This window comes from Sphingobacterium sp. N143 (genome assembly GCF_030325625.1).
Taxonomy (GTDB): domain Bacteria; phylum Bacteroidota; class Bacteroidia; order Sphingobacteriales; family Sphingobacteriaceae; genus Sphingobacterium.
The window spans coordinates 172,286-190,161 of record NZ_JACAIS010000008.1 but is presented as its reverse complement, the minus strand read 5'-3'; the positions used below and the strand labels follow the sequence as shown (position 1 = coordinate 190,161).

The 17,876-nt window shown below is 49.5% G+C and carries 18 protein-coding genes; 1 reads left to right on the top strand and 17 read right to left on the bottom strand.

What is annotated here, in order from left to right:
• Nucleotides 1-67: 67 nt before the first annotated feature.
• The 12 genes from HX021_RS16165 to msrB form a co-directional block, all read right to left on the bottom strand.
• Nucleotides 68-280, bottom strand: a complete 213-nt coding sequence (locus HX021_RS16165; RefSeq protein WP_286591524.1) for a hypervirulence associated TUDOR domain-containing protein — start codon at nucleotides 278-280, stop codon at nucleotides 68-70.
• Nucleotides 281-285: 5 nt separating this feature from the next.
• The gene (locus tag HX021_RS16160; RefSeq protein ID WP_286591523.1) at nucleotides 286-822 is read right to left on the bottom strand and encodes a DUF488 domain-containing protein; all 537 of its coding nucleotides are present in this window, start codon (nucleotides 820-822) and stop codon (nucleotides 286-288) included.
• Between the two features lie 84 nt (nucleotides 823-906).
• Nucleotides 907-2,064 (bottom strand): hypothetical protein, encoded by a 1,158-nt coding sequence (locus tag HX021_RS16155; protein WP_286591522.1) that lies wholly within the window; start codon nucleotides 2,062-2,064, stop codon nucleotides 907-909.
• Nucleotides 2,065-2,185: 121 nt separating this feature from the next.
• Nucleotides 2,186-3,046, bottom strand: a complete 861-nt coding sequence (locus HX021_RS16150) for a hypothetical protein (protein WP_286591521.1) — start codon at nucleotides 3,044-3,046, stop codon at nucleotides 2,186-2,188.
• Between the two features lie 40 nt (nucleotides 3,047-3,086).
• On the bottom strand, nucleotides 3,087-3,806 hold the full coding sequence (locus tag HX021_RS16145) for a DUF3575 domain-containing protein (RefSeq protein ID WP_286591520.1): 720 nt from the start codon (nucleotides 3,804-3,806) through the stop codon (nucleotides 3,087-3,089).
• Between the two features lie 73 nt (nucleotides 3,807-3,879).
• Nucleotides 3,880-4,476 (bottom strand): DUF4142 domain-containing protein, encoded by a 597-nt coding sequence (locus HX021_RS16140; RefSeq protein WP_286591519.1) that lies wholly within the window; start codon nucleotides 4,474-4,476, stop codon nucleotides 3,880-3,882.
• Between the two features lie 84 nt (nucleotides 4,477-4,560).
• On the bottom strand, nucleotides 4,561-5,070 hold the full coding sequence (locus HX021_RS16135) for a DinB family protein (protein WP_286591517.1): 510 nt from the start codon (nucleotides 5,068-5,070) through the stop codon (nucleotides 4,561-4,563).
• Between the two features lie 124 nt (nucleotides 5,071-5,194).
• Entirely contained in the window at nucleotides 5,195-5,488 is a 294-nt protein-coding gene (locus tag HX021_RS16130) for a GNAT family N-acetyltransferase (RefSeq protein WP_286591515.1), read from the bottom strand.
• A 174-nt stretch (nucleotides 5,489-5,662) separates the two neighbouring features.
• Nucleotides 5,663-6,370 (bottom strand): hypothetical protein, encoded by a 708-nt coding sequence (locus HX021_RS16125; RefSeq protein ID WP_286591514.1) that lies wholly within the window; start codon nucleotides 6,368-6,370, stop codon nucleotides 5,663-5,665.
• Between the two features lie 47 nt (nucleotides 6,371-6,417).
• The gene (locus HX021_RS16120) at nucleotides 6,418-7,254 is read right to left on the bottom strand and encodes a helix-turn-helix domain-containing protein (protein ID WP_286591513.1); all 837 of its coding nucleotides are present in this window, start codon (nucleotides 7,252-7,254) and stop codon (nucleotides 6,418-6,420) included.
• Nucleotides 7,255-7,331: 77 nt separating this feature from the next.
• A complete protein-coding gene (locus HX021_RS16115) occupies nucleotides 7,332-7,928 on the bottom strand; it encodes a hypothetical protein (protein WP_286591512.1) in 597 nt (198 codons plus the stop codon).
• Between the two features lie 337 nt (nucleotides 7,929-8,265).
• Entirely contained in the window at nucleotides 8,266-9,402 is a 1,137-nt protein-coding gene (msrB, locus tag HX021_RS21800; protein WP_286591511.1) for a peptide-methionine (R)-S-oxide reductase MsrB, read from the bottom strand.
• Between msrB and HX021_RS16105 the strand changes: the two genes are divergently transcribed.
• Complete coding sequence (locus HX021_RS16105) at nucleotides 9,403-9,576, top strand: hypothetical protein (RefSeq protein ID WP_286591510.1); 174 nt, start codon at nucleotides 9,403-9,405, stop codon at nucleotides 9,574-9,576.
• Between the two features lie 99 nt (nucleotides 9,577-9,675).
• Here the strand turns inward: HX021_RS16105 and HX021_RS16100 are convergent, their stop codons facing one another.
• The 5 genes from HX021_RS16100 to HX021_RS16080 form a co-directional block, all read right to left on the bottom strand.
• Nucleotides 9,676-11,148, bottom strand: a complete 1,473-nt coding sequence (locus HX021_RS16100; protein ID WP_286591509.1) for a TlpA disulfide reductase family protein — start codon at nucleotides 11,146-11,148, stop codon at nucleotides 9,676-9,678.
• A 36-nt stretch (nucleotides 11,149-11,184) separates the two neighbouring features.
• Nucleotides 11,185-12,561 (bottom strand): RagB/SusD family nutrient uptake outer membrane protein, encoded by a 1,377-nt coding sequence (locus HX021_RS16095; RefSeq protein WP_286591508.1) that lies wholly within the window; start codon nucleotides 12,559-12,561, stop codon nucleotides 11,185-11,187.
• An 11-nt stretch (nucleotides 12,562-12,572) separates the two neighbouring features.
• Nucleotides 12,573-15,920 (bottom strand): SusC/RagA family TonB-linked outer membrane protein, encoded by a 3,348-nt coding sequence (locus HX021_RS16090; RefSeq protein WP_286591507.1) that lies wholly within the window; start codon nucleotides 15,918-15,920, stop codon nucleotides 12,573-12,575.
• A 43-nt stretch (nucleotides 15,921-15,963) separates the two neighbouring features.
• Nucleotides 15,964-16,983 (bottom strand): FecR family protein, encoded by a 1,020-nt coding sequence (locus HX021_RS16085; protein WP_286591506.1) that lies wholly within the window; start codon nucleotides 16,981-16,983, stop codon nucleotides 15,964-15,966.
• An 88-nt stretch (nucleotides 16,984-17,071) separates the two neighbouring features.
• Nucleotides 17,072-17,653, bottom strand: coding sequence for an RNA polymerase sigma factor (locus HX021_RS16080; RefSeq protein ID WP_286591505.1), 582 nt, complete (start codon nucleotides 17,651-17,653; stop codon nucleotides 17,072-17,074).
• Nucleotides 17,654-17,876: the final 223 nt, after the last annotated feature.

Sequence of the window (17,876 nt, the reverse complement as noted above, 5' to 3'; positions counted from 1 at the left end):
ATCCGTACCGATCCAGCGCCCTTTAATGCGTAATGATTGGCTTTAGATGCGTTTACAAGTCGATTAACTAATTTTCTAAGGTTAACGCTTTGCTTTTATGTGCAGCAATATGGGATGTTTTATTGCTCTTGATTTCATATTGAGGGTCTTCTGGAGAGGCATGATGAGTGTACCCTTTATAGTCAAAGTCACTGGTATGTATTTTTATAATTGTTCCCGAAACCTTTCCAGCTTCTGAATGCCAAGTAACTTTATCTCCAATTTTAAATTTCTTTTCCATTTCTATCAATCAAAAAGGGTGTTCTCTGTATAATCTAGTTTTCCATCCTTGATCTTCACAACGGAGGTATAGGGGTGTTCAACTGCTTTATGTACGGCCATTATATGCCAAACCTTCCAACCGTGAAGCTTAAGATAATCGGAAACCAATGCGCGGTGACAGCTCCACCATACCGCTTCTGAACACATAAAGACCGTCTTTTGTTGCAGAGCTAGTCCTTCTAGCATTTCAACGCCACTCTCAAATTCTTTCGTTTCCATGTAATCTGCATAGCCCCGAAAGGATAGATTTTTCCAGCCCGTATTATTGCTGTTCTTTTCTACTTTCCTTCGGCCGCCAAGTTCTTCAATATGTTTATAGCCTATGTAATGATTATTCAGCATTTCTTTTAAGTTCACTTGATTAAATTGCGGATATCTTTTCGAGCCTGGGTGTCTTCGGATATCAACTAGCATCGTGATCCCAAATGAATCCAACATGTTCAAAAATTCTTCAGCTGGATGTGTCGAATGACCAATCGTATAAATTTCTTTATTTATCATTGCTAAGAATGTAGCGGGTATATTTTTTTTAATATAACATTCCAGATTTTGAAAAGGTTGGCAAAACTCGAAACGAATGTAATATTAGTTTAAAATCTTACTGTACTCCAGGTCTGCTGTCCCCTCGGCATAGCGTTTGAATTGTTCCAGGAAAAAGGCTTTGCTGTCGCTGACAGCGCAATGGTTTTTCAGGAAATCGACCAGCTTTTCCTGGCTCAGGTCTTCGCGTTTCATCCATTCTTTTAATTTATCCTCACCCATCTGCTGTATAAAATAATTGGTCGCGATGGCATTGAACACAAAATGTGGATTGGTTTCGTCGTCGTAATAGTAAAAGGATTCCAGGTCATCCAACACCTCGGGATGCTGTTGGATATAGGGCGCCAGTTTGCGGAGGTGGTATAGGATCGGTTTGCCGCCTGCTCCACCGACCAAATTGGTAAAGCCATCCTTTAGGACCGCTGGCCCTTTGGGAAATAGGACCGTCAGCAGGCGCAGCAGCTCATGCTGGTGGAGTTGGGCCGAAGAACTGAACATGATGCGATTCTTAACATCGGTCAGGCCGCAGACATCGCTTTTGGTCGACATCATATTGGCCACATAGTCGTATCCCCGCAACTGGAACAGGGCCTCACAGCCGGGGGCATAGACATACCGGAGTTTATAGTGGACCTTTTTGCCAAAATATTGCTCGATCCGTTTGACGTAGTCATTGATCTCCTGGATATGGGCTTTGGAAAATGTCTGTTCGTCGGGGACATAGAAATCGAAATACTTGTCCGCAATATGCTTGTATTGTGCTTTGTCGAGCTGAAAGGCAAGGATATCCCGCATCTTGAGGCCCTCGGCGGTTTCGCAGATGATAAAATTCTGTATGGCGTATACCATGCTGTTGACGCTATCTTTGTCGGTGATCAACATCACCTTGACTTTATAATGCTTGTCAGCTATTTTGGACAGGCCCATAATGGTCTGCGGCTTATAGGTATACATCCCATAGATCCAGGACTCATAGCTGTCTTGCTGTGGCAGCTGGAAACTGCTCGTGCTGTCGCTGTACCAAAAACTGGCAACATGCTTTCCCGTAGCCTTGGCTTCCATGGCCCGGCCAAAAAATGTGATGAGCTGTTGATTGAACGGACTGATCGTGTCCACATTGTTGAACTTGAATTTGACCTGGGCAGTACTGCCGCTTGCAAATAGCAGCCAGCTGGCCAGGATAAAAAGGTACTTCTTCAGCATAATTATCATATTTGGTGGCGTGCTAAATGATCGGGGATCTTTGCCCTGTATCCTGATCGGGCCTAGGGCGGATCAATCGATCATTGCAGGATCAAAATAAGGATAATAATTGAAATCACGCTTACTTTTCTGTATAGGTGATCGGTTGCAGCTTGCGGATTCCTTCGGTCTCCAGCGGGATCAGCGCCGGCGTGATGACATGCAGGCCTGTGGTCGGGATAAGGGTCTTGCCCTCCAATTGCCACTGTTTGTTTTTGGCAACCAGAAATGCCAGCTGTTGGCTCATGTCCAACCCTTGCAGGGTATAGTAATTATTGTGCTCACCTTCCTTGCCAGTGACCTGCCGATAGCTGCCTTCGATTTTTACGTCATGCTGCTGCTCGTACTGACGGATAAAAGGGGCATCTTGTTCTTCAAGTACGCGCCTTTCATCTTTAGGGCAACAGACGGATCCGTAGCTTTCGGTCCGATAAACAACGATTTTGTCCTTCGGAACCATAGGATCACGATATTTGAGCTGTGGATGGCCCTCGCCCGAAATATGGTAGCTATCCACCATCACCTGGCCATCTGCACGTTTGACATGGTAATAATAATTTGTGGTGGCCGGCTCGGCTGTAATGCCCCGTTTGCTCGACTCTTCGGCTAACCGATTATAAAATTCAAAATCGGGAACGATCAGGATAAATTCCTTCAGCTCGGGATAAAACTCATCGCTGTTTTTGAAAAGTTCGGGCGGCAGTTTGGCCATCACAAAAAAGACAGCCAGGCTATCGGGATTGAAATCGACGGGCTGATTGATCAGGTAGGTTCCATCCAGCTCGCTGGAGTTTTCTGCCTCGATCAGTACGGCATCGCTGTATGCTGACTGTAACCAGCCCGGACGGGGCTTGTTTTCGCTTGAAGCAGCTGGATTGCCGGTAGAACACGTTTTGGTCAGGCCCAGTACCAGCACCGCTGCACAGTAGAATAATTTAAGCATATGGTCTTGTCTTTATCACAAAAATATAAATAAAAACATTCTAAAACCGGTACCCAACGGATAATGCGGTGCGGAATCCTCCAAAAGGTCCTGTGGTACGGATACTTACGCCATCTGCGTTGACTTCTTTCTTTAACTTGAGGATCTCGATATCAAAGTCGTCCAGTTGTTTCTGGATCTCTTTTTGTTCGTTGGCATTGAGTGGGGTCTTGCCGTCAAATTGGCCGTTGTTAAAGCCATAATTGGGGCCAATGATACGCCAGTCCAGGTAGATGGCCTCACTGAGCCGCCACTGGCTGCCGATTGCCGCACCGACGGTAAAGGCGTTCAGTGCCCCCGAGAGCGTCACACTGCGTTGATACTCGGGCTGATCCACGGTGATCGTGGTGCTGAGTCTGTAGTTGGAATACTTAAAAAAGGGGGCAAGGTAGAAACCCCGGGGTGCTCCTTTGTGGCCCAGGTAAAAGCGGATTTCCGGAGCCAGCGAAAAAGCACCCAACCGGGCGTTGCCCAGGATATTGTATTCATCCTCGATGGCCGAATCCCAAAGTGATTTTAAAGGCAAACCGGATGTGGGCCACCAGCTTAGGGTACCATTCAGGGAGATACGTTCCTGGATGGGCCGCTCATATTCGATGGCCACATTGCCCACGACAAGGGGCAGGAGGTTCAATTTGATCAAATTGGGTTTTTCTTGTGCCTTTAGTCCCGAAATAGCAAATATCCCAAAGAAAAGCACGGCAAGCTTGCACGGTTTCATAGTTTCAGTTGACAGTGTATGACCGTAAATATATCAGAATATTTGCTGATGCACAATGCTAAAGCACAAATGATTACTTCAACTGACCGTTTAGGCGTTTACTATGATCCAGGTGGTTGCGCAGGGTCGGCAGGGTCTTGTCAACAAAGGCCTTCAGGTCTGGATCCTTCAGGTTTTTGCTCGCATCTTCAAAAAGCTTGACGTCCTTTTCATGATCTTCGACCATATCGGCGATATAGGCTTTGTCAAACTCACTTGCAGGCTTGCTGGTCAGCTTGTCCTTGACTTGCTGCTGTTCGGAAGCCACTGCCGCAGGCAGGGTGATGTTTTTGGAGTCGGCCAGGGCTTTGAGTTCCTCGTTGGCTTTTGTATGATCCTTGATCATCATTTCGGCAAAAGCTTTCACCTCACCGTTCTGCGCTTTCTGCTGGGCCAGCTGTCCGAGCTCGACTTCGGCCATGCCACCATTGGCGGCTTCGGTCACAAATTCGGCATCGCTTTCGGCGACAGCTACCGGTGCGGTGAGCAGGCTGTCCTCCATATCTTCGGGGGTATTGGCTTCATTGATACTGTCGGCGGTCTCTTTACCGTCTTTCATCGCACCGCCACCGCAGCTTTGCAGTGCAAAAATCGTCAGTGCTAGGGCTAATGTCAAATATATTCTTTTCATCGCTGTTGAGTTTAAGTTTTAAGGTAAACAGCACTCAGCCGACGATCGTTCTAAATATTTGAACATTTTTGATGCAAGTCCTTCTTATCCGCCGCTTAAGCTGCCCTTGAGCTTGAGGTACTTGACGGTCATGCCCATCTGCCCGAGGTGGTAAAAATCGTGATGGATAAGCCCCATCAGTAGGTATTTATTGTCGTGCGGAAAGCTGGGGTCGGCATGCCGGTAGGGACTGGCAAGGAAGGCATCGTCTTTATCTTCCAGGAAGGTGATCACTTGTTGTTGGCTCGCATAGAAATCGGCCAGTAATTTGTCCCAGCCCTGCGCCTGTAGTGCTGCATTGCTGCGCCAATTGGCGGCTTCGCTCATTTCGAGTCCCCGCGGGTTTCCGTTCAAACGGCTCAGCACCTCCCGCCGCCACTCGATAAGGTGTGACATCAGTTCGGCAATGCTATGCATATCGGGAATGGGGCGCTCAAAGGCGGTGATGGGACTGACTGCTGCTAATTTTTTTTCGAAATTCTCATCCAGCCACAGGTCTGCCTGTTCGACGTCCCGGAGCTGTTGGATGATGTCTTTGACCAAAACATTGTTCATACGATTCTTTTTTAATGTACATGCCGCGGCCAGATCCCTTGGATCATGTGCCGCACCTAGTCATGTATAACCATAGGAAACGGAAAAAGGTTTTAAGGTTAAAAAACAAAGCCTTACTTATGCTTTATCGGCGGTGGAATTCCTGATCCAGGAGTTCCCGTACTTCGGGATGGTCCTTGACATATTTGCCCACAAAGGGACAGTACACCATCACTGGTTTCTTTTCTTGCCTGGCATAGTCAAATGCAAAGGCAGCGAGTGCCGAGCCAAAGCCTTTTCCCTTGAATGCATCGGGCACAAAGGTATGCATCAGTGCGATATCTTTCTTATAGAAACGATAAGTCAGGTAGGCAATTGCATCGTCCAGGTGGATCTCAAATTGCTGTTTTTCGGTGTTATTGATAATGTCGGTCATCATAAGCCTATTTTGGTATACCTATTCAAACGCTGCTTGCTTAACCGATATTGCGGCATCCGGTATGGAATCGCTTAATTTCTTTACCTGGGGCGACAACAAATCAGGTCATGCGAGCAGATCGCTTATATGCAATAACTTAAAATTAATCATTTTTTCTGAAAAACAGGATGGACCTCAATTTAGGTTGAGCCCAAAAGCGAGCCCATACCAGAGTTTGTTCTGATAGATCCAGACTGCACGGTTGCTGCCCAGCAGGTGGTCATAGCCCAGGGCCAGGCCGAGGGTGAACTTGTTGACCGCAAAAATGCCTGCCAGCCCTTTGCTCCACACAACACCGTCATACTCCTGTTCGGTGGCGTTGCTGGTATTGGTCGGCGAGATCAGTGTATTTCCCAGGCCTGTAAAGGCACCCAGCGAAAAACCGAAATGCTGGATACTGCGCTCTGATCTGCCGAGTGGGGTGCTGCTGTACTTGATGGTATATTGATCCCGTCTATAGCCAAAATAGGCGGCACCGTTGAGGTTGGTATTGAGCTGCATGGGCACGCCAGCCTGTGCGGGACGGAATTTGAGAGGGATGGTCAGAAAATCAATATCGAACGAGGGTTTATGAAAAGCGAGGGGTGGCAGTGGATCCGTGCTGCTTACTTCCTGTTGCAACAGGAGAACCCTACTGCTGTCGACCACTGCAAGGCCTTGCTTGGATTCAACCGGGTGGATGCGGACGGTTTCATCGTCCACATCAATGTAGACTTGCTGTTTCTTTCCGTCGATCGTCTGGGTATAGTAGCCATCATCGAAATTTTTGCCGTTTTTTTGAAACACACTGCAGCTTGAAAGCAGGATGCTGATGGAGAATAGATAAAGGATCTGTTTTTTCATAAAAGTCTTGCCTTAAGGATCTGGTCCGGTCGGGCAAATATACAGCTCTAAAAACAATCCGAAGGCAGTTTGCCGGTATTTGATTTAAAATCTTTGATAAAGTGGGACTGGTCATAATAGCCCGCACGCAAAGCCATGGCGGTCAGGTCGCCCGCTGGCAGGGGCTGCTCAAAGAGGTTCCTGAACCGGATGATACCGGCATATCTTTTTGGGCTGGTGCCCACCAGGTTGCGGAACCTTTTTTCAAAGGTATCCCGGCTTATCGGGAGCTCGGCGACGATGGCGCTGATGGAAATCAGTCCTTTATGGGCATGGATTGTTGAAATGGAATCATAAATGCTCCGGTCCAGGCGGTCTGGGCTAATTCTCTGGAGCAGGAACTGCTCCACGCTATCCACCATCTGCTCGTATGAATTTTCGCGCTGCAGGGTCTCGATCAGGGTCGCATTGCTCGCGGCACCGAAAAACTCATCCATGGGCACAAATTTTTCGAAAATCTCGTTCAAGGGCTTTTGGATAATGGCGGAAGCAAAACCCGGATGGAAGATCACCACAAACAGCGTGGTAAAATCTGAGAAGGTAAACTCAAAGAAACGCTTGGTGATACCAAAAGAAACCGCCTGGGGCAACTTGACCTTTGAACCGTCAGGCTGGGTCAGCTGGATGCTCCCCCTGAGAATATAATTGAGTGAAAAGGTGGTGCTGGGCAGGGTTTCGATGACGGTGTTTTCGGCACATTCCAGGATCATATATCCCTTAATATAGGGCTTGAGGGCAGCACAGGGGTCAAATGTATGTTCGACCCATTTTTTTTGATGATCCTTCTCAAAAAAAATAACCGTATTGCCGGCTCCGTTCACGGTATTCTTCGTATGCTGTTCCATCTGATGTAAACAAAATATCTCCACCTATAGTTTAGGTGAAGATACATAAAAAAATTCTTTCGCGGCCCTGCTACTGCTTAGGGTTTCCAGGTCACCTTGCCTTTGGCGTCGTACATGGTAATGGAAGGGTTGCCGGCGCTGTCTACTTTGAGCACTAACCGCGGGATCTCATTGGCATCTTTCATGACCAAGGTGGCATTGCCGTTTTCTGTCTCCAGGTTGACACGGTTGATATTGTACCCGGGTTTGCCGGAGAGGTCCTTGTCATTGATGGTAAGCCCGGCCTTGAAATAGTTTGTCTGTAGGTTGTCCTGTGCAAACAGGCCGATGGCATCTGCATTCTGGTAGTCGAAGGCAATGGCATTGAAATTCATGCCCTCGTATTCAGAGATGGCGATGCCACCACGCTCATCGCCCTTGTTGTCGTAGAAAAGCAGGCCGGCAGGAACCATTTTCCTTTGGTATTCTTTGCCATTGATGATGGGATTGGGGATATGGTCCTCGCTGGAGATCACGACCCGGTTTGCCCCGGCCTTGTTATTGATATCCACCCGTTGTAAGCTGGTCTCATTGGACTTAAAAACAAGCAGATAGCATATGATGCCTATAAATACGAGGTTCAATAGGACTAAGGTGACCAAAAATGCTTTTAGGTTATTGGAAATTTTTTGCATGGTTGTGCTAGATTAATATGAAATAAACCGCAAATTACATGAACTGAAATGTTGGCAATTGTAAAAAATCAGGAATTTGCACTGCGGGATCTGCTTTTACAAATTTTTGACGGATGCGGGTTCTCGATAGGCGTGAAGACATCGCATCAGTGCCCATTCCTGATCTGTTGAACGTTGTTGTTTGGGGTAGGCCGGAAGTAGGTAGGCTGGTTACTTTAGTTGAAGTGATACTTTAGGTATAAAAAACATCCAGGCCATCAAGCGTACTGCTCATGGCCTGGATGTCGTTTGATGTTTGTTAAAATGCCGTTGACCTTACATAGGACCAGCGGATCCTTTATTTTTTGACCAACAGGGGAAGGTATTTTTCATAGCCCTGTTTTTTCATGTCCTCCTTGGGCACAAAACGCAGGGAAGCACTGTTGATGCAGTAGCGTAAGCCACCTTTGTCGGCGGGACCATCGTTGAATACGTGGCCCAGGTGTGCATCGCCGGTTTTGCTGCGCACCTCGGTGCGTCGCATGCCAAAGGAATTGTCGGAAAGTTCCTCGACCAGGCTGTCGCTGATGGGCTTCGAAAAGCTGGGCCATCCACAGCCAGATTCAAACTTGTCGGTAGAGACAAACAGGGGCTCTCCAGTGGTGATATCGACATAGATGCCTTCCCTGAATTCATCGTTGTAGGCATTGTCAAAGGCACGTTCGGTGGCATTGTTTTGGGTGACCTCATATTGCAGTGGCGTCAGCTGTTTTTTCAGGGTCTGCTGATCTGCTTTTTTATAGACTGGCCTTTGGTTCTGGTCCTGTGTCTGTGTTTCGGCAGGAGCGGGTGCTGGTGCTGGTGCTGGATTGGCCTTGCGGGCCAGCTCAAAGAGCTCCGGACCGATATGGCAATAACCACCGGGATTTTTGTCCAGGTATTTTTGATGGTAGCTTTCCGCGTCATAGTAATTTTGAAGCGGTTCTACTTCCACCACAATCTGGTCGTTGTACTGTTTCGCCAAGGCCGCCAGGCTTGCCTTGATCACCGGCACATCTTCACTACGGGTATAGTAGATACCGGTACGGTACTGGGTGCCGATGTCATTGCCCTGCTTGTTGAGCGAGGTCGGGTCTATTGTCTTGAGAAAAAGATCGACCAGCAGCTTGAGGTCCACGACCTGCGGATCGTAGCTTACTTTCACCGTTTCGGCAAAGCCGGTCTTTCCGGTTGAAACTTGGCTGTAGGTTGGATCCTGAAGGTTGCCGTTGGCATAACCGACTTCAGTGGCGGTGACGCCCCGGACTTGCTTGAAGAAATGTTCGGTACCCCAGAAGCAACCGCCCGCGAAATAGATGATCGGATCTTTTTGTTGTATATTATCCATAGTATGTTGTTTTGACGGTGTTGATTCTTGTGCCTTCTGTGAAAAGCTGATCTTGCTGATCAGAAATAGACCGACAGCAAGCAGCATAAGGACGGTTATTTGTTTCATATGTACATGATTATATGCTATGCAATAGACCACAAACATTATACCCGTCCGGCGCTGCTGTCAGCAAAAAATGGTCAGACCGGACGTGGACACGTTCTTTTTACAATCGGAAGACGAAAGCTAGCACCGGACCTGAAAATCTGTCTGCCTGGAGCTGACATAGGGGCTGAATAGGACCGGCGCACCTTTAGGGCGCGCCGGTCGCTGGATAAATTAGGCTAAGTATTGCCTGCGCTGCAGGTTTCCGCTGCCGGCATGATACCGCTGGCCGTATTAGCCTTTATGGGCTTTCTTGGCGGCTTCGATCAGCTCCCGCATTTCTAATTTAATATAGTCGACATTGGGGCTCGACCCGGTCAGGGAGTACCGGATATTTCCTTCCTTGTCGATAATAAACTTGGCGGGAATACCTTTGACACCGTATTTGGCTGCCATGACTTCCCCGGTTTGAGGATCCTTCTGATCATCATACAGCACCTCAAATGGATAGTTGTTTTTGGTCATAAAGGCGACCACATTTTCTTTATACTTCTTGTCCCGCTCCCAGGTATTGATAAACAGGAACTGTACCTCCTTATCATTGGCATAGGATTCCTGTGCGGCCTTCATGCCGGGAAAGGATCGTACACAGGGCTGGCACCAGGTGGCCCAGAAGTCCAGCACCACGACTTTTCCCTTGAGACTGGCCAGCGAAACTTTTTCTCCTTTTAGATTGAGCAGCTCAAAGTCAGGTGCGGCTTTGAAGGTCGCCATCTCCTGGATATGCGTGCGGATATACTGCTTGAGCTCTTCTTTTAAGGAGGCATTGAAATTGTCATAACCCTGGGCCGAGCCGTTGAGTTCGGTATACAGCTTTTTGAGGTCTTCCTCCACGGCAAATTGGCCCTTGGCATACAGCCGGGTCAGGATGTTGTAGGCTTCGAGCTTCCGGCCGGTTCCCAGCAGCGATTTATAATACACCATGGCTAAGCCATCGGCTTGCTCGGGAGCGACCTGAAGTCCTTTTTCGATATAGCCCAGTGCCTCGCTGTATTTTTTTTGCGCCACCAGGATACCGACATAGGCCGACAGGGAACTGGCATAGCCCATGGACGCGAATTTTGCTTTGTTGTCTTTTTGATCTTCCGGCAGACTGATGTAATAGTAACTGTCTTCCATGGCCGTCTTTAGGATCGGTGCAGCTGTAGCGGTATCACCTGCGGCTAGCAGGATCTTGCCCACCGGTATATAGCCGTTGCCACGCCAGAACCTTTCTTTCATCTCGCCAAGGTAGTGGACGGCTTTATCGGCATTGCCGTCATTGGCAAAGCTTTGTGACAGGCTGCCCAGCACATAATCGTAGGTCAATAGCTCCTCCGGGAAATTTTTGGCCGGCCACTTTTTGGTCAGCTGAAGGTAGGCCTTCTCTTTCTCCTGGGCGCTGCCGGCTTTGTAGTACACATTGGTGATAAAAGCATCTCGGGTGATCGCACCCTTGGGGTATTTCTTGGCGGCTATGGCTTCCACCGCGGCCTGTTGCTCTTCTTTTTCCAGGGCACGCAGGATATTGATGTTGGTGCGGAAGTCCTGCTCATTCTTGAAGCTCTTGACCTCAGCGACAAGGGCACTGGCCAGGGAATCTTTCTGTGCTAGGCTGCCTTTTTCGATGATGGGGAGATAGCGCTGGAATTTATCCCGGGAATTCTGTTGCGCCATGCCTGCTGATAGGGCGAGGGCCAAGGCGACTGTCAATACGGTTGTTTTCATTGTATGCAGTTTGTAGGGTTTGTTTCTGATGATTGTTTAGTCTTCATAGCCCGGATTTTGGGTCAGCTGGGTATTGATCAGGAGCTGACTCTGTGGGATCGGCAACAGGACGTCGGTTGCCTGCCAGTTGGTCTTCAGCGGTGCCAGTACCGCCGTGGCACGGCCGGTACGCTTGAGGTCAAACCAACGGTGGCCATATTCGCCAAAGAATTCATGCTGGCGCTCCGTTTCGATGGCCTGCAGCAGCTGTGCCTGGTTCAGGCTGCTACTGATGGCGGGCAGGCCGGCACGGCTCCGGACGGCATCGATATCGGCACGGGCAGCGGGGAGGTCATTGAGCTTGGCCCTGGCTTCGGCACGGATGAGGTACTGCTCGGCCAGACGCAATAGCACATGGTATTCGTTGCCGGTCCCCGAAGCGACTTTATACTTGCTGATGGCATAATAGGTTTTGCCGGAGATGGTCTTGGGGCTGATCCAGTTTGTCTGTCTCAGGTCTGTGGGAGCCTCAAAGCTTTGGTATACAGCTTCGGGCAGCGTATAGCTTGGGATGGCTGTCGGAGCAGTGATGTAATTGGACCCGAAAACGGTGACGCCGGACTGATTGCCCAGCTGCAGGATCACCTCGTTGCTGCTGTTCACAAAGTTTTTGTCGGGACTGGGCATGCCGTAATCGGCAGACTCCAATACACTGGTGGCCAGCTCTGCGGCCTGTTGATAATCTTGCTGATAGAGGTATACTCTGGCCAGCAATGCCCTGGCTGCCGCTTTGTTGGCTCGCCCCCTGGGGCTGGCGGTAGCGTCATAACTGACGGCCATGCTGCTTTCGGCATCCTTCAGGTCGCTGATGATCTGGCTGTAGACCTGCGGCGTGGTGGCCCGGGGCAGCGAGGCGTCCTCAAAAGCATGGAGGTCGTCGCGCAGCTGGAGTGGAACATCGCCGTAGAGGTTGACCAGATAGAAATAGGCATAGGCCCGTAAAAATTTGGCCTCACCCAGCAGCTGTGCTTTTACGCTGGGGCTCAGGGTGCCGGAAGCTTCCAGGCCCGAAATGGCATTGTTGGTATTTTTGATCAACTGATAGCTGGTGTACCAGAAGTTGGCGACATAGCCATTGCTGTTCAGGATGCTGTTGCTGGCAAATTCAGCCAGGCTGGGGTCTGTGGCGTTGTACTGCAGGTCGTCGGCAGCAATGCCGGTATAAAAGCTGCTGGTCCCCGACAGGTTGATGCTGAGTACCGTGTTATACAGTCCGCGGACCACACTGTTGGCTGAGGCATCGCTGGCGAAGGCATCGCCGGCAATGACCTGTGTGGGTGGCGCCCCCAGGTCCACAAACTTTTCACAGGAGGTAAACAGCAGTACGCCATGGGCAAGGATAAGCGATAAGATGAATTTATGATTTAGTTTCATGGTTACAGGTGTTAAAATTGACAGTTAAATCCAAACACAATGGTGCGCAAAGGAGGCAGGACCTGGGCGATGGTTCCGGTCCCCAGACCGGATGGACCGCCCTGGACGGTGGTCTCGGTATCGAGCACATACTTGTTTTTGGCCCAGGTAAACAGGTTCTGCCCCTGCATAAATACCGTGCAGTTGGACATCTTCACGCGTGAGGTCCAGCTCTTGGGCAGCTGGTAGGATACATTGACGGACCTGAGCTTGAGGTACGATGCATCGCCATAGACAGCATCCGAACTCGTGTACAGGTTGTAGGAGTTGTTGAGTGCGGCGCCTTCGGCTGATTGCGCGGCCGGGACAATGGCTCCCGGAATGTCGGTATTCGGCTGTGTGGCGGTCCAGCGTCCCAACCAGTAATCGTTTTGGTTGACCATGGAGCCGGGCCGGGAGTTTAGGATCTTGGTCACGCCAAAGCGGTGGTTGAACTGGAAGAATACCCCCAGTTCAAAGCCTTTGTACGAAAAGGTATTGTTGAAGCCGCCATAAAAGGGGGTACCCAGATCGGCAACATAGCGGTCATCGGCATTGATGATGCCGTCAGCATTGCGGTCTTCATAGGTTGCCATGCCCGTGGCCGCATCGACTCCCTGATAATGGTACAGCCGGATCAGGTTGAGGGGTTCGCCCACCAGGAAGCTGCTCGCATAGAAGGTGTTCTCAAGGCCCGGAAATTCGACCAGTTTATTTTTATAAAAGGTAAAGTTGGCCGAAGTCTTCCAGGTAAAGTCAGCATTTGTAACGTTGGTGGTATTCAGCTCCAGCTCCAGTCCCGTGTTTTGGATCAAGGCCGGGAGGTTTGACTTGTAACTGTTGTAACCCACCTGCGTGCTCAGCACCAGGTCGGTGATCTGATCCCCTGAACGGTTGCGGAAATAGTTTCCCGTCAATAGGATGCGATCGCGCAGGAAGCCCAGGTCCAGCGCAAATTCCAGTTTTTTGGTGGTCTCCCATTTGATATATTCGTTGGGAAGGGTGCCAATATTCATGGACGGATTATTCAAATAGGCTGTTGCCGAGGAGTAGAGCGGCAGATATAGGTAGTTTGATATCTGGTCGTTACCGGTCGTACCGTAACTGGCCCTTAACTTTCCGAAACTCAAGAAGGACAGATTGTTCTGGATAAAGTCTTCTTTGCCAAATACCCATCCCAGTCCGATGGCACCGAAATTTCCGAACCTATTTTTGGGCCCGAAACGGGAGGAGCCGTCCCGCCGGAAGGTGGCATTGACCAGATACTTTTCCTTCCAGTCGTAGTTGAGCTTTCCAAAGACCGCATTGTATTTATAATAGACCAGGTTGTTGCTGGCCGTGAATAAGCCTGCGGCACTCAGTGAGCCCAGTAAGGCATCGTTGCTGTAATTGCTGCCGTTGGTGGTCTGGGAACGGGACGAGTTTTGCTGGAAGCTGGTCCCGATCAATGCGCTCAGCTTGCCCTGGCCTATGGTTTTTACATAGTCCAATGTGGGCTCAATGATCCAGTTCTCGGCTTTGGTGTTGGAAAAGCGTGAGGATCCCAGTGGATTACTGATGGTGTTGTTTAAGGATGATATGGGGGTCTGGCTATTCTGGTTCAGCTGGGTGACGGTATAGCCGAAATTGGCTTTTGCCGTCAGTCCTGGCATAATCTTATAGCTGAGGTTGGCATTGGCAATCAGGTTGTTGGTGTTGCCAAAATATTTGCGTTCCAGCAGGGCAATGGGGTTGTCCACAAAGGACGATGATGGCAGCCAGTAATATTTCCCAGTATCGTCATAAATAGGGTAGTTGGGCGGCAGGTTATACAGGGAGGTCACATCGGATGCGGGCATATCGGAGTTGTCATTGGCGTAGCTGACGGACAATGCGGCGTTAAACTTCTTGTCGGAGGAGGTGTGGTCCAGGTTTAAGCGGGAGGTAAAGCGGCTATTTTTACTGTCGCCATAAAAGACGGTGCTCTCCCGTCTGTAGCCCGAATTGAAGAAGAAGCGTGTGGATTCATTTCCGCCCGAAAGGTTGGCCTGTATATCGCTGACATGGCCTTTGTTGCCGATCAGCATTTTTTGCCAGTCGGTGGATTTGTTCTGGTCCCAGAGCAGGAGGTCGGGGGCATTGGCTTCTGTCGGTGTGCTGCCGCCATTGGCGAAGGCTTCTTTACGCAGTGTCAGGTATTCCTCGAGGTTCAGCATCGGGATAAAGCGGTTGACCTCGGTAAATCCGGTGTTAAAATTGACGCCCACGCGGGTCCGGCCCGAAAGTCCTTTCTTGGTGGTGATCAGGACCACACCATTGGCGCCACGGCTACCATAGATCGCTGTGGCATCAGCATCTTTGAGTACGTCGATCCGCTCGATATCAGCCGGGTTGATCATGCTGAAGGGGCTGAGGCCCCCCGAAGAGCCTGAGATACCGAATGAATTGAGATTGTCGGTTGCGGGCTGGCCACCATTGAAATTTGTGAATGGCACCCCGTCAATCACATACAAGGGGATCGATCCGGAGGTGGTACCGCTGAGGGAAGCCTGATTTCGGATCTGGATCTGCACGGCACTGCCGGGCACCCCATTATTCTGGGCGATCAATACCCCGGACAATCTGCCCGAGAGTGCCGCCAGGGGGTTGCTGACGGGCTGCGAGGCAATATCTTTGGCGGTGATGGAAGCGACCGACCCCGTGTTTAAGCGGCGGGTCGTGGTACCATAACCGATCACCACCACCTCTTCCAGGCTTCCTTCGGCGGGTTTGAGCTTGATAGGAGTGGCGTTTGCCCGCAGCTGCCGGGCTGGGATCTCTACCGGCTGATAGCCGATAAAGGAAAACACCAGGGTGACATCATCTTGGGGGATCAGCAGTCCCCACTGTCCATTGGCGTCGGTGGCGGTGCTGGTCTGCATATTGCGGTAGGCGCTTTTCTGCCAGTTTTTGATCAGCACGGTTACCCCGGCAAGTGGTGTTCCGTTTTCATTGACGATCTGACCGCTGAGGTGCTGCTGCTGCTGCGGGGACTTTTCCCGGACGGCAATAATATTGTTGTCCAGCAATTCCCAGCTGAGGTTGCTGCCGGCCAGCGCCTGTGTCAGCACATCTTTGACACTGATCTTTTTGGCGACCAGATTGATGGTGGAATGGGGAAGTGCCGCCTTACTGAAAAACATCTTGTACTTGCTCTTCGCGTTGATGGTCTGAAAGACATCTTCCAGGTTTCCGTCCTGGATGGAAACGTTGATCTGTTCGGTCTGTGAATAGGCAAAGCTCTGCACATGCAGGGTACTCAGGCAAACGAGCAGCAATGCTAATCTGGATTCTTTTCTAAATTTGGGTATTGTTTTGTTCATTTGAATTGTGTTAGGTCGATGTGTGTTTAGAATAGATGTATGTTTAGAATAGTTGTAGTTGATCTTTCCCCGTTTTTTTGATCTGAAAATGATGGACGGTCTGGAGTGCTTTCAGGATATTGTCGAGCTCCTCATTTTCGAATGTCGCCGAGTAGCGCTGTGTGGCTAGGGCACGGCTGGAAATCTGTATTTTCACCCCGTACATACGTTCCAGTTTTAAAGCAATGCTGGCCAGGGTCTCTTCCTGTATGGTGATGCGCTTCAGGAGCCATTCCGTTTCCAGGGCCGAGCCATCCTGATCGGAGATCAGGAAAGGTTTGATGGCCACCGTCGCCTGTGCTGCCAATGCCCTGCTGGCCTCGGCAGCTGCTGGGGTTTCAGGATTGGTTTTGCTGGAGATGACGAACTTTTCCTTTGGTCGGAGGATAAATTTCTGGTCCACGGCACCGGTCTTCCAGATCGATACCTTACCCCGCACCAGGGCAGTTTCGGCATTGGGCTCATTGGCATAATCGCGTACATTGAATGCTGTACCCAAAACACTGATCTGCATGCGTGGCGTATGGATGATAAAGGGCTTTTTGGGGTCTTTGGCAACATCAAAAAATGCTTCCCCGATTAAGGTGACCTCCCGCTTGGCCGAGTCTTTAAAAGAATTGGGATAGATGATCCGGCTGGAGGCATTGAGCGTGATCTGGGTACCATCCGTTAGGGTGATATGCTGCTGTTGCCCATTGGCCAGGTGGATGTCGGTATTCTTGTTGCTGCCAGAAAAGAGGTACAGGTAACAGATTGTCATAAAGCATAGGACAAGGGCTGCTGCCGCAGCCAGGTTGCGGAAATGCATGCGCCGGCTTTGTGGCGGCGAAATGTGCTGCAGAACATTTCCCTGGATCCTTTTTTTGATGGCCTGCTGCTGTTCCGGGCTGAGCTGATCCAGAATATCGGGACGGGAAGAAAAGCTTTCAAAAAATTGTTCTACCATCTCGGATTCCTCCGGACTGGATTCACCTTTTAGATATTTGTCGATAAGGCGCTGTAGCCGCTGCTGATGTTGTTCCATGTTAAATGCGTATGGTCATCTATACAGTGTGGCTTTGGGCCAGTATTGTACCAATCAAATTGGCTGTTTATTTACAAGTGGCTTATTGTCAGTGAAATAAAATTAAAATAAAGAAAAAGAAATGGCGGGTGATCAGTTTCCGCAGTTTGGCAATGGAAATGCCCAGATGGTTCTGTACGGTGTTTTGTGAACTTTGTGTGAGCTCGCTGATTTCTTTGGTGCTCAGTTCATCAAGGTACCGCATCTTAAAGATTTCCTTTCTTTTTTGTGGCAGGTGGGCAATCCATTCTTCGATGAAAGACCTGAGGTCCTTTTCGGCATACAGGTCCTGCTCAACACGCTCAGCATCGTCGATAAAGGCACGATTTGCCTCGAGCAGGCTATTCGTTTTTTTGTTTCTTTTATAGGCTTCGAAGACCTTGAATTTCATGCAGCTGCGCAGGTAGGCCTCCAGGTTGTGGATATCCCGGTTGTGGCGCTGTTGCCAGAGCTCGATAAATACATCTTGTACGATTTCCTCACAGATAGCCAGCTGCTCCAGCCGTTTATAGGCCTCATTGAGCAGCACCGACCAGTAGCGATCATAGATCAGGTTGAAAGCTTCTAGATCGTTCTCCTTGAGACGATTGAGCAGACTTTCGTTACTATGCAATACATGGCCGTTTTTCATGATGGTATTAGTGTGAAACAGCTGGTTTCGATTCCAAATGTTTAAACAATAGGGTATTATTTTTCAATTATAGCAATTTATACAATAGGGAACAAATTTTGTCAAACCTGCCTCCATGGACGGTGCTATGCAATCTGCTGTACACATGGTTTATCGTGTTGACACGCTATTGGTTTATATTCGAAATTAGCGTTTGTCCAAGAAAAAAAATAGCAGGTTAGGT

Coding starts and splice junctions, on each gene's coding strand:
- HX021_RS16130 (WP_286591515.1), bottom strand. CDS start 5,488: ATGATGACCGACATTATCAATAACACCGAAAAACAGCAATTTGAGATC.
- HX021_RS16165 (WP_286591524.1), bottom strand. CDS start 280: ATGGAAAAGAAATTTAAAATTGGAGATAAAGTTACTTGGCATTCAGAA.
- HX021_RS16140 (WP_286591519.1), bottom strand. CDS start 4,476: ATGAAAAGAATATATTTGACATTAGCCCTAGCACTGACGATTTTTGCA.
- HX021_RS16125 (WP_286591514.1), bottom strand. CDS start 6,370: ATGAAAAAACAGATCCTTTATCTATTCTCCATCAGCATCCTGCTTTCA.
- HX021_RS16090 (WP_286591507.1), bottom strand. CDS start 15,920: ATGAACAAAACAATACCCAAATTTAGAAAAGAATCCAGATTAGCATTG.
- msrB (WP_286591511.1), bottom strand. CDS start 9,402: ATGAAACAAATAACCGTCCTTATGCTGCTTGCTGTCGGTCTATTTCTG.
- HX021_RS16080 (WP_286591505.1), bottom strand. CDS start 17,653: ATGAAAAACGGCCATGTATTGCATAGTAACGAAAGTCTGCTCAATCGT.
- HX021_RS16135 (WP_286591517.1), bottom strand. CDS start 5,070: ATGAACAATGTTTTGGTCAAAGACATCATCCAACAGCTCCGGGACGTC.
- HX021_RS16100 (WP_286591509.1), bottom strand. CDS start 11,148: ATGAAAACAACCGTATTGACAGTCGCCTTGGCCCTCGCCCTATCAGCA.
- HX021_RS16160 (WP_286591523.1), bottom strand. CDS start 822: ATGATAAATAAAGAAATTTATACGATTGGTCATTCGACACATCCAGCT.
- HX021_RS16095 (WP_286591508.1), bottom strand. CDS start 12,561: ATGAAACTAAATCATAAATTCATCTTATCGCTTATCCTTGCCCATGGC.
- HX021_RS16155 (WP_286591522.1), bottom strand. CDS start 2,064: ATGCTGAAGAAGTACCTTTTTATCCTGGCCAGCTGGCTGCTATTTGCA.
- HX021_RS16120 (WP_286591513.1), bottom strand. CDS start 7,254: ATGGAACAGCATACGAAGAATACCGTGAACGGAGCCGGCAATACGGTT.
- HX021_RS16105 (WP_286591510.1), top strand. CDS start 9,403: ATGTACATGATTATATGCTATGCAATAGACCACAAACATTATACCCGT.
- HX021_RS16085 (WP_286591506.1), bottom strand. CDS start 16,983: ATGGAACAACATCAGCAGCGGCTACAGCGCCTTATCGACAAATATCTA.
- HX021_RS16150 (WP_286591521.1), bottom strand. CDS start 3,046: ATGCTTAAATTATTCTACTGTGCAGCGGTGCTGGTACTGGGCCTGACC.
- HX021_RS16145 (WP_286591520.1), bottom strand. CDS start 3,806: ATGAAACCGTGCAAGCTTGCCGTGCTTTTCTTTGGGATATTTGCTATT.
- HX021_RS16115 (WP_286591512.1), bottom strand. CDS start 7,928: ATGCAAAAAATTTCCAATAACCTAAAAGCATTTTTGGTCACCTTAGTC.